The following is a 13288-nucleotide window of genomic DNA, read 5'->3' on the forward strand; positions in this document are numbered from 1 at the left end:
CCCATGGCACAGGGCACGGTCCAGGTGACGCACACCGGCACATCGCGGTGGCGGCGCCGCACGGGCGAGTACGCCTCCCTCGCCGCAGCCCTGGAGGCGGCCGGGGACGGCGACGTCCTCACCGTCGCGCCCGGCACCTACCGGGAGAACCTCGTCATCCAACGGGCCGTCACCCTGCGGGGCCCCGAGGGCGGGATCGGCTCCGTCCGGATCGCGCCCGTGGACGGCGTGCCGCTGACCGTACGGGCCTCGGCGACCGTCCAGGATCTGCATGTGGAGGGGCAGGACTCCGCCGCCCCGGCGCTGCTCGTCGAGGACGGCACCCCCGAGCTGCTCGATCTGCGGATCGTGACCCGCTCGGCCGCCGGCCTGGAGGTCCGGGGCGCGGCCCGCCCCACCGTCCGCCGCTGCACCGTCGACAATCCGGCGGGCGTCGGTATCGCCGTGCTCGACGGCGCGGGCGGCGTGTTCGAGGAGTGCGAGATCGTCGCGGCCGGCCAGTCCGGTGTCTCGGTGCGCGGCGGCGCCCATCCGCGCCTGGAGCGCTGCCGGGTCCATCACGCCTCCGGCGCCGGGATCTCCGTGACCGGCGAGGGCAGCGGCCTGGAGGGCATCGGCTGCGAGGTGTACGAGATCAAGGGCACCGGTCTCCAGATCGCGTCGCGCGCCACCGCGCACCTGACGGACTCCTCGGTGCACCGCACCTCGGCCGACGGCATCACGCTCGACACGGACGCGGTGCTCACCCTCTCCGACTGCGACATCCACGACATCCCGGAGAACGCGGTCGATCTGCGCTCCCGCTCGGTGCTGACGCTGACGCGCTCGACCGTGCGCCGCTTCGGCCGCAACGGGCTCTCGGTGTGGGACCCGGGCACGCGCGTGGACGCCAACCAGTGCGAGATCCACGACAGTACGGGTGACTATCCGGCGGTATGGATCAGCGACGGCGCCACCGCCGTCCTCGACGCGTGCCGGGTGCACGACGTGCCGGACGCGCTCTTCGTCCTCGATCGCGGCTCGCGCGTCGATGTCGTCGACAGCGATCTGTCGCAGGTGCGGAACACGGCGGTGTCGGTCAGCGACGGCGCGACCGCGCAGCTCGACGACTGCCGCATCCGCGAGGCGTCCACCGGCGCCTGGTTCCGGGATCACGGCAGCGGCGGGACGCTCGGGGGGTGCACGATCGACGCCGTGCAGACCGGCGTGATCGTCACCAAGGGCGCCGACCCGACGATCGAGCGGTGCACGGTCACCTCGCCCGCCGAGGCCGGGTTCTACGTGTCCGCGGAGGGGCGGGGCTCCTTCCACGGCTGCCGGGTGACCGGAAGCGGCGGCTACGGCTTCCATGTGATGGACGGCTGCCGTACGACGCTGCGCACGTGCCGTACGGAGCGGTGTGCGCGCGGCGGGTACGAGTTCCCCGAGGACGGCCCGGTCGCGGAGGACTGCACGAGCGACGAGAGCGCGGTGCGTACGCCTCCGGCCACCGGCACCGGCTCCGTGCTGACGGCGACGCAGTCGGCGGGGCTGCTCGGTACGGTTCCCACGCCGCGCGCCACCGTCGTCCCGCCGGTCGCCCCTGCCCCCGAGCCGGCCCCCGAGTCGCGCTCCTCGCAGGACGTGCTCGGCGAACTGGACGCGCTGGTGGGCCTGGAGAGCGTCAAGCACGAGGTACGGACGCTCACCAACATGATCGAGGTCGGCCGCAGACGGCAGGAGGCGGGCCTCAAGGCGGCCTCGGTACGCCGCCATCTGGTCTTCACCGGCAATCCGGGCACGGGAAAGACGACGGTGGCCCGGCTGTACGGCGAGATCCTCGCCTCGCTCGGCGTCCTGGAGCGGGGCCATCTGGTCGAGGTCTCCCGGGTCGACCTGGTCGGCGAGCACATCGGCTCGACCGCGATCCGTACGCAGGAGGCGTTCGACCGGGCGCGTGGCGGCGTGCTCTTCGTCGACGAGGCGTACGCGCTGTCGCCGGAGGACTCCGGCCGGGACTTCGGGCGTGAGGCGATCGACACGCTGGTGAAGCTGATGGAGGACCACCGGGACGCGGTGGTGGTGATCGTCGCCGGGTACACGGCCGAGATGGAACGCTTCCTTACGGTCAACCCCGGGGTGGCGTCCCGTTTCTCACGGACCATCACCTTCAGCGACTACGTGCCGGACGAGCTGCTGCGTATCGTGGGGCAGCAGGCGGACGAGCACGAGTACCGGCTCGCCGACGGCACCGACGAGGCGCTGCGGAAGTACTTCACCGAGCTGCCCAAGGGACCGGCGTTCGGCAACGGCCGTACGGCCCGCCAGACGTTCGAGTCGATGGTCGAGCGGCACGCGGGCCGGGTCGCCGCGCTCGCCGACGCGAGCACGGACGACCTGACGCTCCTCTATCCGGAGGACCTGCCCGAACTCCCCTGATCGGCCTGCTGGTTCGCACCGCCCCCCGCGTCACCGTCGCGCTGGCGCGGCAGGGCGGGCGGCAACCGGTCGAGGAGTACGGACCGTTCGGCGGCGAAGGCGGGATCGGCCTGGTAGTCGGAGTGGCCCAGGATCGGTTCGGGCAGCGGGTGTTCGGGGGTGCGGCCGTAGACGACCGGGTCGAGCAGCGCGGCGCCGTCGACGGCCGGCTTCTCCCCGGAGGCGGGCACCCGTACGGGCCCGCCTATCGGGTCGGTGGCCCGGTAGAGGTTGCTCCAGCAGTGGATCGTTCCGTAGAGGGCGCGCAGGGGCCCGGGCCCGAAGTAGGCGGGGAACCAGCGCCCGTACAGCCGCTCCAGCGGAGATCCGTACGTCAGCAGCGCGACGCGCCTCCGGGTCGCGGGCGGCAGCTGCCAGACGGCTGCCGCGGCGAGCACACTGCCCTGCGAGTGGCCGGAGATGACGAGCCGACCGCCCGTGTGCCGGGTCCAGGAACTCATGCGCCAGGTGAGGTCGGGGACCGCCCGTTCGGCGTAACAGGGCGGGGCGAAGGGGTGCGCGGCGCGCGGCCAGAAGGTGCCGACGTCCCAGAGGATGCCGATCGTACGGCGGGCGGACGCGTCCTTGTACGCACGGCGGCCCCAGGTGACGAAGAGCAGGAAGCCGAAGCCGATCATCCAGGAACCGAGGGCCTGGGCGGTGGCGGCGGCGGACGCGAGGGCGGGATGGGCGCCGTCGAACGCCCGGCCGGGGACGTTGCCACTGGCCCATGCTCCCGCCACCGAGCCCGCGCCGAGCAGCAGGGTGGCGCCGGAGACCGTGCCGACGAGCGCGGGGGCGGCGTCGGTGAGGGAGGCGGTGGCGCGGGTGGCGGCGATCCGTCCCGTACGGACGGGGTCCGGGTCCTGCGTACCGTAGTCGGCCTCGACGACGGGCCCCAGGCGGCGGGCGGCCCGGGCGGTCCGTACGACGAGGAGCACGGCGGGGGCGAGGAGCAGCAGGAGCAGGACGGGGATGACGGACGCCTGCCAGCTGAGCAGCACGGGCGGGGCGACGGTCGAGCCCGCGCCCATACCGGGTGTGGGCGGCCCGTCCAGCCAGTCGGCGACGCGCTGGGCCACACCGCCGGACATCACACCGCCCAGCGCGCAGGCGAGCATGGCGACCGCGGGGCCGCCGAGGCCGTGCAGGGCGGTGCGGGGGTCGTGGCGGCGGCGGTGCAGGAGCAGGGCGACCGCTGCGAGGGCGACCACGAGGCCGCCTTGGGCGAGCGTCAGGACGCCGAAGGTGGCGTTGCCGGGCAGTGTGCCGCCGGAGCGCCAGCCGGGGCGCGACCAGCCGGCGTGCAGGACGGCGAGGGCGAGCAGCAGCAGGGACGTGCAGGGGAGCCAGGAGACCAGGGCCCGTTCGAGCCGCAGGTCGAGGCGCTTCTCGCTGCGGCCGCGGCGGCAGACGACCCAGAGGACGACGGCGGCGAGGACGACGTAGGCCGTCTGGAGGGAGCGTCCGAGGGCGTCGAGCAGGGCGCCGGAGGCCTCACGGTCGTGGCGGGCGGCGGCTCCGGTGACGGCGGCGGCGACGGTCAGGAAGCCGGCGGCGGTGTGCGCGGCGCGGAGCCGCGCGACGAGGCGCCGGCCGAACCAGAAGCCGGGCCGCCCGAGGGCCGGGCGCATGTCGGGGGCGAGGTTCTCGGCGTCCGGGGCGTCGGCCTCGGCTCGGATGCTCTCGGGCTCGGCTCGGGCGTTCTCGGGCTCGGCTCGGGTGCTCTCGCGCTCGGTTTCGCCGGGCTCGGCCCAGCCGGTCTCGGCTTCGCCCCGGGCCTCCGCGGCCGGGTCCGCGAAGCCGTCCTCGTCGTAGCCGGTGGGCGGGCGCTGGGCTTCGTACGCGCTCCATGTCCGGTTGGAGAGGTACCAGAGCAGCCCGACCAGCGCGGCCGGGATCACGGCGGCGAGCGCGAGCCTGCGGCCCGGCTGCGACCACCAGCCGCCCCGCTCGGCCGAGAGGAAGCCGAGCCACGAACGGTCTTCCGCGCAGACGGCGGAGCCCGCGCACTGCCAGGCCGTCAGATCGAGCGCGACCTCGCAGGCGGCGGCCGTGAGCAGCACCGTGAGGGTGAGCGCCACGAGCCGCACCAGCACCCCGTACGCCCTGACCAGCCGAGGGTGTCCCTTCGCCGGCGGGCGCATCCAGTGGGCGAGGTTGGCGACCATGAAGGGCAGGAGCAGCAGCCACAGGGCGCGGGCGCCGTTTCCGGAGGTGAGGTTGGACCAGACGTACGCCTCCGGAACCGGCCGTTCGGCGTAGCGCTCGGGGTGCGCCTCGGCTTCGGCGTCGTCGGCACGGCGGTGCACCGCGGCGGTCGCGTCGCCGGTGACCCGTACCGTGCGCGGATCGCCCAGCATGTCCTGAGGCGTGGCTCCGCCCACTCCGTGCACGAGAAGCTCGAGCGCCGCGCCACCGCTCTTCGGGGCGGGTGTGGCAGGGGGCACTTCGGTGTCTCCCTCTCTGAGTGGGAGGATTCGACGGCAGGCAATCAGGATCGCGGAAGGCCGTGCGCCGGTGCACGGGCTCTCACGGAATCCGCCCTCCATTCCCCCAGTTCCCTTCGGAAGGATCGGCCCCTGTGGTGAGCGACCATCAGAATCTTCTCGCTGAGCAGCGGCGCGCACTCATTCTGGACGAGGTGCGGCGGCGCGGCGGCGTCCGCGTCAACGAGCTGACGCGGCGGCTCAACGTCTCGGACATGACGATCCGCCGGGACCTGGACGCGCTGGCACGCCAGGGCGTCGTCGAGAAGGTGCACGGCGGCGCGGTGCCGTTGGTCGGGACCAGCTCGCACGAACCCGGATTCGAGGCCAAGTCGGCGCTCGAGCTGAGCGCGAAGGAGGAGATCGCCCGGACGGCGGCCCGGATGGTGGCGCCGGGTTCGGCGATCGCGCTGTCGGGCGGTACAACGACGTTCGCCCTGGCCCAGCACCTCCTCGACGTGCCGGATCTGACGGTCGTGACCAACTCGGTCCGGGTCGCCGATGTCTTCCACGCGGCGCAGCGGGCCGGCGCGGCGGGCGAGGCGACGCGGCCGGGCGCGGCGACGGTCGTGCTCACGGGCGGGATGCGGACCCCTTCGGACGCGCTGGTGGGGCCGGTGGCCGACCAGGCGATCCGCTCGCTCCACTTCGATGTGCTGTTCCTGGGGGTGCACGGCATCTCGGTGGAGGCGGGGCTCTCGACGCCGAATCTCGCGGAGGCGGAGACGAACCGGCGTCTGATGCGCTCGGCCCGCCGGGTGGTGGTGGTCGCGGACCACACGAAGTGGGGGACGGTGGGCCTGAGTTCGTTCGCGCGGCTCGACGAGGTGGGCACGCTGGTGACGGACGCGGGTCTGTCGCCGCAGACCCGGGCGGACATGGCGGAGCACCTGCCGGACCTGGTGGTGGCCGGCGAGGACACCGACGAGGACGGCGACCGGGGCGGGAACGGGGATCCGACGGGCGGGAACGGGGATTCGGCGGGCCGGAACGGGGATCCGACGGGCGGCGAGGGGTGAGCCACTTCCGCGTCGAGCGCCTCTCGGAGCTGCCGGTGGAGGAGGTGTGGCGGCGGCTGACCGACTTCGCCGCGCACGGCCGCCTGGTTCCGCTCACGCGGAGCCGGGTGCTCTCCCCCGGGCCGACGGGGGTGGGGACACGGTTCGTGGCCCGAACCGGCATAGGGCGTCTCTCCTTCGACGACCCGATGGAGGTGGTGGCCTGGGAACCTCCCGGACCCGGACGGCCGGGAAGGTACCGCCTGGAGAAGCGCGGGCGCGTGGTGCTCGGCCGGGCGGAGATCGAGGTGTACGAGACCCCTGGCGGCGGCGCGCGAGCGGTGTGGGTCGAGGAGCTGCGCCTCCGCGGGGTCCCCGGCGCGCTCGATCCCGTACTGGCGCTGGCCGGGCGGTGGGTTTTCGGCCGGGCTCTGGACGGACTCCTGGGCAACTGACGGGATGTCAGCTAGGGTGTGCGGGCCTCAGATCCGCACCTCGGGAGGGACGGTCCATGGCTCGCCGACTCAGGCTCGTGGAGCTCGACTTCGTCGCCACCGCGCCGGTACGGCTGGTGTTCACGGCCGAGGTGGCGGCGCCGCCCTCCGCCGTGTTCCGCTCGCTCGCGGTGGAACTGGGCTCCATGCCCTCCTGGTTCAGGGCGGTCGCCTCCGCGGCCCCGACCGGCGGCGGCACGGGTCGCACGGTCCGGCTGCGGGGCGGGGTGATGTTCCAGGAGACGATCCTCGCCCAGGACCCCGACACCCGCTACGCGTACCGCATCGACGAGACCAACGCCCCGGGCGTCAGCGCCATGGTGGAGGACTGGTCCCTGTCCCCCGCCGGCTCGGGGACCCGGGTCCGCTGGACGATGGCGGTCGACGGCACGGCGCTGTACCTGTTCGCGATGCGGCTGGCCCGCCCCGGCGTGGGCAGGTCCTTCCGCGACGCGATGCGCCGCCTCGACCTGCGGCTCACTCCGGCCAGACACCCGTCGCCAGGAACCGGTCGATAGCGGCGGCGTAGGGCGCGATGTCCAGGCCCTGTCCGGCCAGCCAGGCGTCGGAGTAGTACTTGTCGAGGTAGCGGTCACCCGGGTCGCAGATCAGGGTCACGACGCTGCCGGTGCGGCCCTGTTCGACCATCTCGGCCACGATCTTCAGCGCGCTCCACAGGCCCGTGCCGGTGGAGCCGCCCGCCTTGCGGCCGATGGCGCCTTCCAGGGCGCGGACGGCGGCCACGCTCGCGGCGTCCGGGACCTTCATCATCCGGTCGATGGCGCCCGGCACGAAGCTGGGCTCCATGCGGGGTCTGCCGATGCCCTCGATCCGCGAACCGCAGTCGGAGGTGGCGTCGGGGTCGTTCTTCGTCCAGCCGTCGAAGAAGCAGGAGTTCTCCGGGTCGGCGACGCAGATACGCGTGTCGTGCTGCATGTAGTGCACATAGCGGGCGATCGTCGCGGACGTGCCGCCGGTGCCCGCCGTGGCGACGATCCACGCCGGCTCGGGGTACCGCTCGAGCCTCAGCTGCTGGTACATCGACTCGGCGATGTTGTTGTTGCCCCGCCAGTCGGTGGCCCGCTCGGCGTAGGTGAACTGGTCCATGTAGTGACCGCCGGTCCGCTCGGCGAGCGCCGCGGACTCCTCGTACATCGTGCGGGAGTCGTCGACGAAGTGACACTGCCCGCCGTGGAACTCGATCAGGCGGCACTTCTCGGCGCTCGTCGTGCGTGGCATCACCGCGATGAACGGCACGCCGATCAGCTTTGCGAAGTACGCCTCGGAGACGGCCGTCGAGCCGCTGGAGGCCTCGATGACGGGCTTGCCGGGCCGGATCCAGCCGTTGCACAGGCCGTAGAGGAAGAGGGAGCGGGCGAGGCGGTGCTTGAGGCTTCCGGTGGGGTGGGTCGACTCGTCCTTGAGGTAGAGGTCGATGCCCCACGACTCGGGGAGCGGGAAGCGCAGCAGATGGGTGTCGGCGGAGCGGTTGGCGTCGGCCTGCACCTTCCGGACCGCCTCTTTCAGCCAGGCGCGGTACGCCGGGTCGCTGTGGTCGACGTCGACGGTCGCGACCGCGACCGCGGCACGCGCCGTGTTCTCCGTGGTGCTCATACGTCCTTCTCCTCGTCCGGCCCAGCAGATCCCCCACTGCCGACGATAACTCCCTCACCTGCACAAACGTTCGCTTTGGGGCTCCATAGGAGTCCCTTGCAGCAGGGGCCTCTGGTGCCGTCGCCGCCCGCCCAGCACACTGGACGGAACAACCGGTGCGAAGGGGGCGGATCGAAATGGCGGAGCGCGAGGCGTCCTGGCCCGAGGCGACGGAGCCCGGGGCGGCGAAGCCCGAGTTCACGGCCACGGGCGTACGGATCGAGCGCTGGCCGCGCTCGTTGACGCGGGCCGGCGAGGTCCGGATCGAGGATGGCCGACTGTCCCTGTTGACGAGCTACGGCAGTGAGATCGACAGTGCCCCGGTGGCATCGGTGCGGGCCGGGCGCCCCTGGTTCGCGAAGCCGGACGAGACGGTGGCGACCGTGAACGGCACGCGCTACCGGCTGACCATGGACGGGCCCGCCCGCGGGCCCCGCGACCGGGCGTCAGGGCCGGGGGGTTTCCTCGAAGCCCTGAAGCGCGCGGCCAGGCGTTGACGATGACGCCGTGACGCGCTGAGACGTCGGTGACCTGCGGAAGGTCTCCGCGAGTTGCGGGCCGGTCACCACTGGTTCACCCTGGAAACCACCTCACTGAGGGTTCACCGGCGGTGACGCTGTGATCCAGCCCGCCGCCCTGCTGTACGCATGACAGATCCGAATCTTCGTCTTCTTCCGGACCTCAACTTCGGGGAGTCGCAGCCGTGATCAGCGAGCCAAGCAGGCACTGCACGGTGGAGCTCCAGGCCCTGCCGTCGCGGATCGGTCAGGTCCGCAGGATCGTAGCGGCGCATCTGCGCTACTGGCATCTCGATGCGTTGATCGACCATGCGGCGCTCGGTGTGACCGAGCTGCTGACCAATGTTCACCGGCACGCACAGCCGGACAAGATGTGCACCGTCGAGATCGAGCTGCTGCTCGACCGTCTCACCGTCTCGGTCCACGACCATGACCCGCGGATACCGGACATCGACTGCCGGTCGGGGCGCACGGTCCCCGACAACATCGACGATTTCGCCACCTCGGGCCGCGGTCTGGCCATCATCGAGGCCGTCAGCGAGAGCTGGGGCATCCGCCCGCACGACAGCGGGAAGATCGTCTGGTTCACCCTGCCGGCCCCCCTCCCCGCGGTCGCCGTGCCGCCCCGCTCGCACGCCGTGTACGGCGCGACCACCGACGGCCCCTTCGCCGGCCACACCCGCTTCCGCGGTGCCCACGCCACGAGCCTGGAGGGCGTCCCGTTCGGCGCTCCCCAGGAACCGGCCCGCGCCCCGGCGGTCGCCCGTTCGGCCCTGGCGGGCTGAACGGGCGACCGCCGGGGCGGATATCGGATCCTTGGTACCGGAGCTTGGATACCTGAGCTTGGATATCGGATCTTGGATCCGATATGCGCGATCGGGCATACCGGATCCGGTGTCGGTGTCACTCCGTCGCGATCGCCCGCAGCACGTCCAGGCGGGCCGCCCGCCGCGCCGGCCGCCATGCCGCCACCACGCCCGCGGCCAGACCGACCAGGGCGACGATCGCGAGTTGCGCCGGAGGGACGGCGAAGGCGAACGCACTGTCGCTCGCTCCGTCGGACGCCTTGACCAGGACCCAGCCGAGGAAGCCGCCGAGCGCGAGACCGCCGACCGTGCCGAAGGCCGCGACCAGGACGGACTCCCATCGGACCATGGCCTTGAGCTGGGCCCGGGTCTGTCCGACCGCGCGCAGCAGGCCGAGCTCACGGGTGCGCTCGTGGACCGCGAGCGTGAGGGTGTTGGCGATCCCCAGGAGCGCGATCAGGACGGCGAGCGCGAGGAGTGCGTAGACCAGGGTGAGCATCATGTCGATGCCGCCGGCCGAGGACTCGGCGTACTCGTCACGCGTCTGCACCTCCGGGTTGCCGAACGCCGTGGTGACGTCCTCCACGGCCGCCGTACCCGCGGCCGTCGAGACGCCGTCCTCGAAGGTCACGGCGACGAGCGTGTCGGAGTCCTGCGCGCGGTGCGGGGCCCAGGCCTCCCGGGTGATGACGTAGTCCCCGGCCAGTTCGGACTGCTCGTAGACGGCCTTGACGGTGAAGGTGTGCCGACTGCCGTCGGTGAAGGCCAGTTCGGTCGTGCTGCCCGGCGTGAGACCGGACTTGTCCGCCTCCGCGTCGGCGACGGCGATCCCGTCCGTACCGAGCCCGGCCAGCGAGCCCTGGATGTCTCCGAGGTCGAAGGAGCCGGCGAGCGCGGTCGGGTCGGTGACGGTCAGGGCCCGGCCCTCGCCGTCGACCTCGGCCACGCCCTGGCCGAGCCCGACGGCCGTCTCCACCTCGGGCAGCTCCGCGAGCGCGGGGGCGAGCCGCGGGCTGAGCCCGCTGCCACCGGCGCCGAACGCCGGCGTGGTGACGGCGACGTCGCCGGCGAACGACCGCGAGACCGTCTGGTCCATGGTCGCCTTCAGCGAGGCTCCGAAGACCGTGAAGAGCGAGACGACGGCGACGCCGATCATCAGCGCGGTCGCGGTCGCGGCGGTCCGCTTCGGACTGCGGAGGGCGTTGCGCCTGGCGAGGCCCCGGTTGACCCCGCGCAGCAGCCCCCCGAGGATCCGTACGGCGTGCGAGGAGGCGACCGGGCCGAGGACGACGAACGCGGCGAGCGCAAGCACGGCACCGGCGGAGGCGAGCCACAGCGACGGGGTCGCGAGGACGCCGATGAGCACCAGGGCGACGGCGGCGAGCAGCAGCCCCGTACCGGACAGCGCCCGGACGCGCGAGGCGCCGGACTCGTCCACGGCGGTCTCGCGCAGCGCGGCGAGCGGCGCGGTCCGCCCCGCCTTCACGGCGGGCAGCAGCGCGGAGCCGACGCAGACCACGAGGCCCACGGCGAAGGGCAGCGCCATGGAGAGTCCGCTGATGACCAGATCCCCTTCGGGGAAGGAGAACCCGATCGCCGGGAAGAGCGCCTGGAGTCCGGCCGCCACGCCGATGCCGCCGAGGAGCCCCGCCGCCGAGGCGACCAGGCCGACGGCCACGGCCTCGACGAGGGTCGAGCCGAGGACCTGGCGGCGAGAGGCACCGAGCGCGCGCAGCAGCGCGTTCTCGCGGGTCCGCTGGGCGACGACGATGGCGAAGGTGTTGTGGATGGAGAAGACGGAGACCAGCAGCGCCACCCCGCTGAACACCAGCAGGAACGTGGTGAAGAGGGTGAGGAACTGACCCGAGATCATGTCGGTGTTCTCCTGGGCCGACTGCTCTCCGGTGATCGCCTCGACCCCGTCGGGGAGTACGGGCGCGAGCGCGTCGACGAGTTCCTGCTGCGAGGTGCCGGGACCGGCCCTGACGAGGACGGCTGACGCGTCACCGGGCTTCGGCGTCAGGTACTTCTCCGCGTCGGCGCGGGTCATGCCGGTGTACGTGACCTGGCCCATGCCGTCCTCGCCGCCGAAGGTGGCCAGGCCCACGACGGTGACCTTCACCGGATCGGGGGCGCGCAGCACCGTCGTGTCGCCCACGGCCAGATCGCCCGTGTTCGCGGCGCCCCGGTTCACCACGACCTCGCCGGACCGCGCCGGTGCGCGGCCTTCGGACAGGGCGTAGGGGTTGAGTTCGGGATCCTGGATCCAATATCCGGCGAGCGTGGGCGGGCCTTGGCCGCCGATCGGCTTCCCGTCGGCGCCGACGAGCTGACCCGCGCCCTCGATCCGCGGGACGGCCGCGGCGACGCCGGGCACCTCGGCGATCCGGTCGGCGAGCGAGGCCTCCACGGAGCGGCGCGTGCCCTGGCTCTCCCCCTCGACCGTCACCACGCTCGTACTGCGGACCACGGCGTCCGTACCCCTGGTGGCGTTGCCGAAGAGCGAGTCGAAGCTCGACCGCAGGGTGTCGCCCATGACGAGGGTGCCGGTCAGGAAGGCGACGCCGAGCAGGATCGCGGTGAAGGTGCCGACGAACCGCCGCTTGTGGGCGCGCAGCGCGGAGAGGCTGAGCTTGAGGGAGGCGTTCATGACGGCACCGGTCCCTGACTCCGTGGCCTGCCGTCGAAGGCCTTCATACGGTCGAGGACGCGTTCGGCCGTCGGCTCCGCCATGCGGTCGACGAGCCGTCCGTCGGCGAGGAAGACCACCGCGTCGGCGTGGGCGGCGGCGACCGGGTCGTGGGTGACCATGACGACCGTACGGCCGGTCTGCCGGACGGTGCGGCCGAGCAGCCGCAGCACCTCCTCGCCGGAGCGGGAGTCGAGGTTGCCGGTCGGCTCGTCGGCGAAGACGACGTCGGGGGTGCCGGCGAAGGCCCGGGCGACGGCGACGCGCTGCTGCTGGCCGCCGGAGAGCTGGCCGGGCCGGTGGTGGAGCCGGTCGCGCAGCCCGACGGTGTCGATGAGCGCGTCCAGCCACTCCCGGTCCGGGGCGGCCCCCGCGAGGTCGAGCGGCAGGGTGATGTTCTCTGCGACGGTGAGCGTGGGCAGCAGGTTGTACGCCTGGAACACGAATCCGATCCGCTCGCGGCGCAGCAGGGTCAGCCGCCGGTCGTCGAGGGTGGACAGGTCGGTGTCGCCGATGAGCGCGGAGCCGGAGGTGAGAGTGTCGAGACCGGCGGCGCAGTGCATGAGGGTGGATTTGCCGGACCCCGAGGGGCCCATGATCGCGGTGAAGCGGCCGGCCGGGAAGTCGACGCTCACCCCGTCCAGGGCTCTGACCTCGGTGTCCCCGCCGCCGTAGACCTTGACGGCGTCCACGACCCGGGCGGCGGTACGGGTGGGGCGCGGGAGGCTGTCGGGGGCGGCGCCTGTCATGACGCCCGTCCCTTGGGTCCGGCGGTGCGGCCGAACTGCTCCTCGAGGACCGTCAGCCGGCGCCAGTACTCGTCCTCGTCGATCTCGCCCGCCGCGAACCGGTGGCCGAGGAGCGCGATCGGCGACTGCTCGTCGTAGGCGGGACGGGGTCCGGGGCCGCGCCTGCCACGCCATCCGGTGCGGCGCAGCACGGTGATCACGGTGAGGATCACGGCCGCCCAGACGAGAGGGAAGAACAGGACCCACGGGCCGGGGCCCGCGTGGGCGAGTGTGTTCATGGCTCTCAGCTCCTCATCCATAAGTGTCGCGTGTGGTGATGCTTCGAGCCTCGCCCGTGGAGGGGGTCCGGGTCGTCGTACGGTCAGCGGCTTCGTCCGTACGACGTGGGGAGTACGGAGCCGCGGGGCGGGTGCAGACCTTCTGTACCTACTGGTA

General features: G+C 72.8%; 11 protein-coding genes. 6 read left to right on the top strand and 5 right to left on the bottom strand.

Going from position 1 to position 13288, the window contains the following annotated elements; genetic code table 11:
• Positions 1–3 precede the first annotated feature (3 nt).
• Positions 4–2418 (top strand): right-handed parallel beta-helix repeat-containing protein, encoded by a 2415-nt coding sequence (locus tag ACFY8U_RS30625; RefSeq protein ID WP_389575497.1) that lies wholly within the window; start codon positions 4–6, stop codon positions 2416–2418.
• On the opposite strand, the gene ACFY8U_RS30630 is transcribed toward ACFY8U_RS30625, so the two are convergent.
• On the bottom strand, positions 2388–4907 hold the full coding sequence (locus tag ACFY8U_RS30630; protein ID WP_389575498.1) for a hypothetical protein: 2520 nt from the start codon (positions 4905–4907) through the stop codon (positions 2388–2390). The genes ACFY8U_RS30625 and ACFY8U_RS30630 overlap by 31 nt on opposite strands.
• Before the next feature lie 137 nt (positions 4908–5044).
• Here ACFY8U_RS30630 and ACFY8U_RS30635 point away from each other — a divergent pair, with 137 nt between their 5' ends.
• Genes ACFY8U_RS30635 through ACFY8U_RS30645 form a run of 3 tightly spaced genes read left to right on the top strand, consistent with a single transcriptional unit; the run spans position 5045 to position 6956 of the window.
• Positions 5045–5965, top strand: coding sequence for a DeoR/GlpR family DNA-binding transcription regulator (locus ACFY8U_RS30635; protein WP_389575499.1), 921 nt, complete (start codon positions 5045–5047; stop codon positions 5963–5965).
• The gene (locus ACFY8U_RS30640; RefSeq protein ID WP_361598023.1) at positions 5962–6399 is read left to right on the top strand and encodes an SRPBCC family protein; all 438 of its coding nucleotides are present in this window, start codon (positions 5962–5964) and stop codon (positions 6397–6399) included. The genes ACFY8U_RS30635 and ACFY8U_RS30640 overlap by 4 nt, the downstream gene beginning before the upstream one ends.
• A gap of 56 nt (positions 6400–6455) precedes the next feature.
• Positions 6456–6956 (top strand): SRPBCC family protein, encoded by a 501-nt coding sequence (locus ACFY8U_RS30645; RefSeq protein WP_389575500.1) that lies wholly within the window; start codon positions 6456–6458, stop codon positions 6954–6956.
• Here the strand turns inward: ACFY8U_RS30645 and ACFY8U_RS30650 are convergent.
• Positions 6916–8052: a PLP-dependent cysteine synthase family protein gene (locus tag ACFY8U_RS30650; RefSeq protein WP_361598017.1), complete on the bottom strand. Its 1137-nt coding sequence runs from the start codon at positions 8050–8052 to the stop codon at positions 6916–6918. The two genes, ACFY8U_RS30645 and ACFY8U_RS30650, sit on opposite strands and share 41 nt — an antisense overlap.
• Positions 8053–8228: 176 nt before the next feature.
• On the opposite strand from ACFY8U_RS30650, the gene ACFY8U_RS30655 reads away from it, so the two are divergent.
• Positions 8229–8588, top strand: coding sequence for a hypothetical protein (locus ACFY8U_RS30655; RefSeq protein WP_361438039.1), 360 nt, complete (start codon positions 8229–8231; stop codon positions 8586–8588).
• Between the two features lie 206 nt (positions 8589–8794).
• Positions 8795–9394, top strand: coding sequence for an ATP-binding protein (locus ACFY8U_RS30660; protein ID WP_389575501.1), 600 nt, complete (start codon positions 8795–8797; stop codon positions 9392–9394).
• Positions 9395–9512: 118 nt separating this feature from the next.
• Here ACFY8U_RS30660 and ACFY8U_RS30665 read toward each other — a convergent pair whose 3' ends face one another.
• The 3 genes from ACFY8U_RS30665 to ACFY8U_RS30675 are packed head-to-tail and all read right to left on the bottom strand — an operon-like array spanning position 9513 to position 13131.
• A complete protein-coding gene (locus tag ACFY8U_RS30665) occupies positions 9513–12065 on the bottom strand; it encodes an ABC transporter permease (protein ID WP_389575502.1) in 2553 nt (850 codons plus the stop codon).
• Positions 12062–12853, bottom strand: coding sequence for an ABC transporter ATP-binding protein (locus ACFY8U_RS30670; protein WP_389575503.1), 792 nt, complete (start codon positions 12851–12853; stop codon positions 12062–12064). The genes ACFY8U_RS30665 and ACFY8U_RS30670 overlap by 4 nt, the downstream gene beginning before the upstream one ends.
• Positions 12850–13131, bottom strand: coding sequence for an SHOCT domain-containing protein (locus tag ACFY8U_RS30675; protein WP_361673065.1), 282 nt, complete (start codon positions 13129–13131; stop codon positions 12850–12852). Before ACFY8U_RS30675 ends, ACFY8U_RS30670 begins: the two co-directional genes overlap by 4 nt.
• Positions 13132–13288 lie beyond the last annotated feature (157 nt).

This window comes from Streptomyces sp. NPDC012508 (assembly GCF_042902595.1).
In the GTDB taxonomy this organism is placed as follows: Bacteria; Actinomycetota; Actinomycetes; order Streptomycetales; family Streptomycetaceae; genus Streptomyces.

Coding starts and splice junctions, on each gene's coding strand:
- ACFY8U_RS30665 (WP_389575502.1), bottom strand. CDS start 12,065: ATGAACGCCTCCCTCAAGCTCAGCCTCTCCGCGCTGCGCGCCCACAAG.
- ACFY8U_RS30670 (WP_389575503.1), bottom strand. CDS start 12,853: ATGACAGGCGCCGCCCCCGACAGCCTCCCGCGCCCCACCCGTACCGCC.
- ACFY8U_RS30650 (WP_361598017.1), bottom strand. CDS start 8,052: ATGAGCACCACGGAGAACACGGCGCGTGCCGCGGTCGCGGTCGCGACC.
- ACFY8U_RS30625 (WP_389575497.1), top strand. CDS start 4: ATGGCACAGGGCACGGTCCAGGTGACGCACACCGGCACATCGCGGTGG.
- ACFY8U_RS30675 (WP_361673065.1), bottom strand. CDS start 13,131: ATGAACACACTCGCCCACGCGGGCCCCGGCCCGTGGGTCCTGTTCTTC.
- ACFY8U_RS30655 (WP_361438039.1), top strand. CDS start 8,229: ATGGCGGAGCGCGAGGCGTCCTGGCCCGAGGCGACGGAGCCCGGGGCG.
- ACFY8U_RS30645 (WP_389575500.1), top strand. CDS start 6,456: ATGGCTCGCCGACTCAGGCTCGTGGAGCTCGACTTCGTCGCCACCGCG.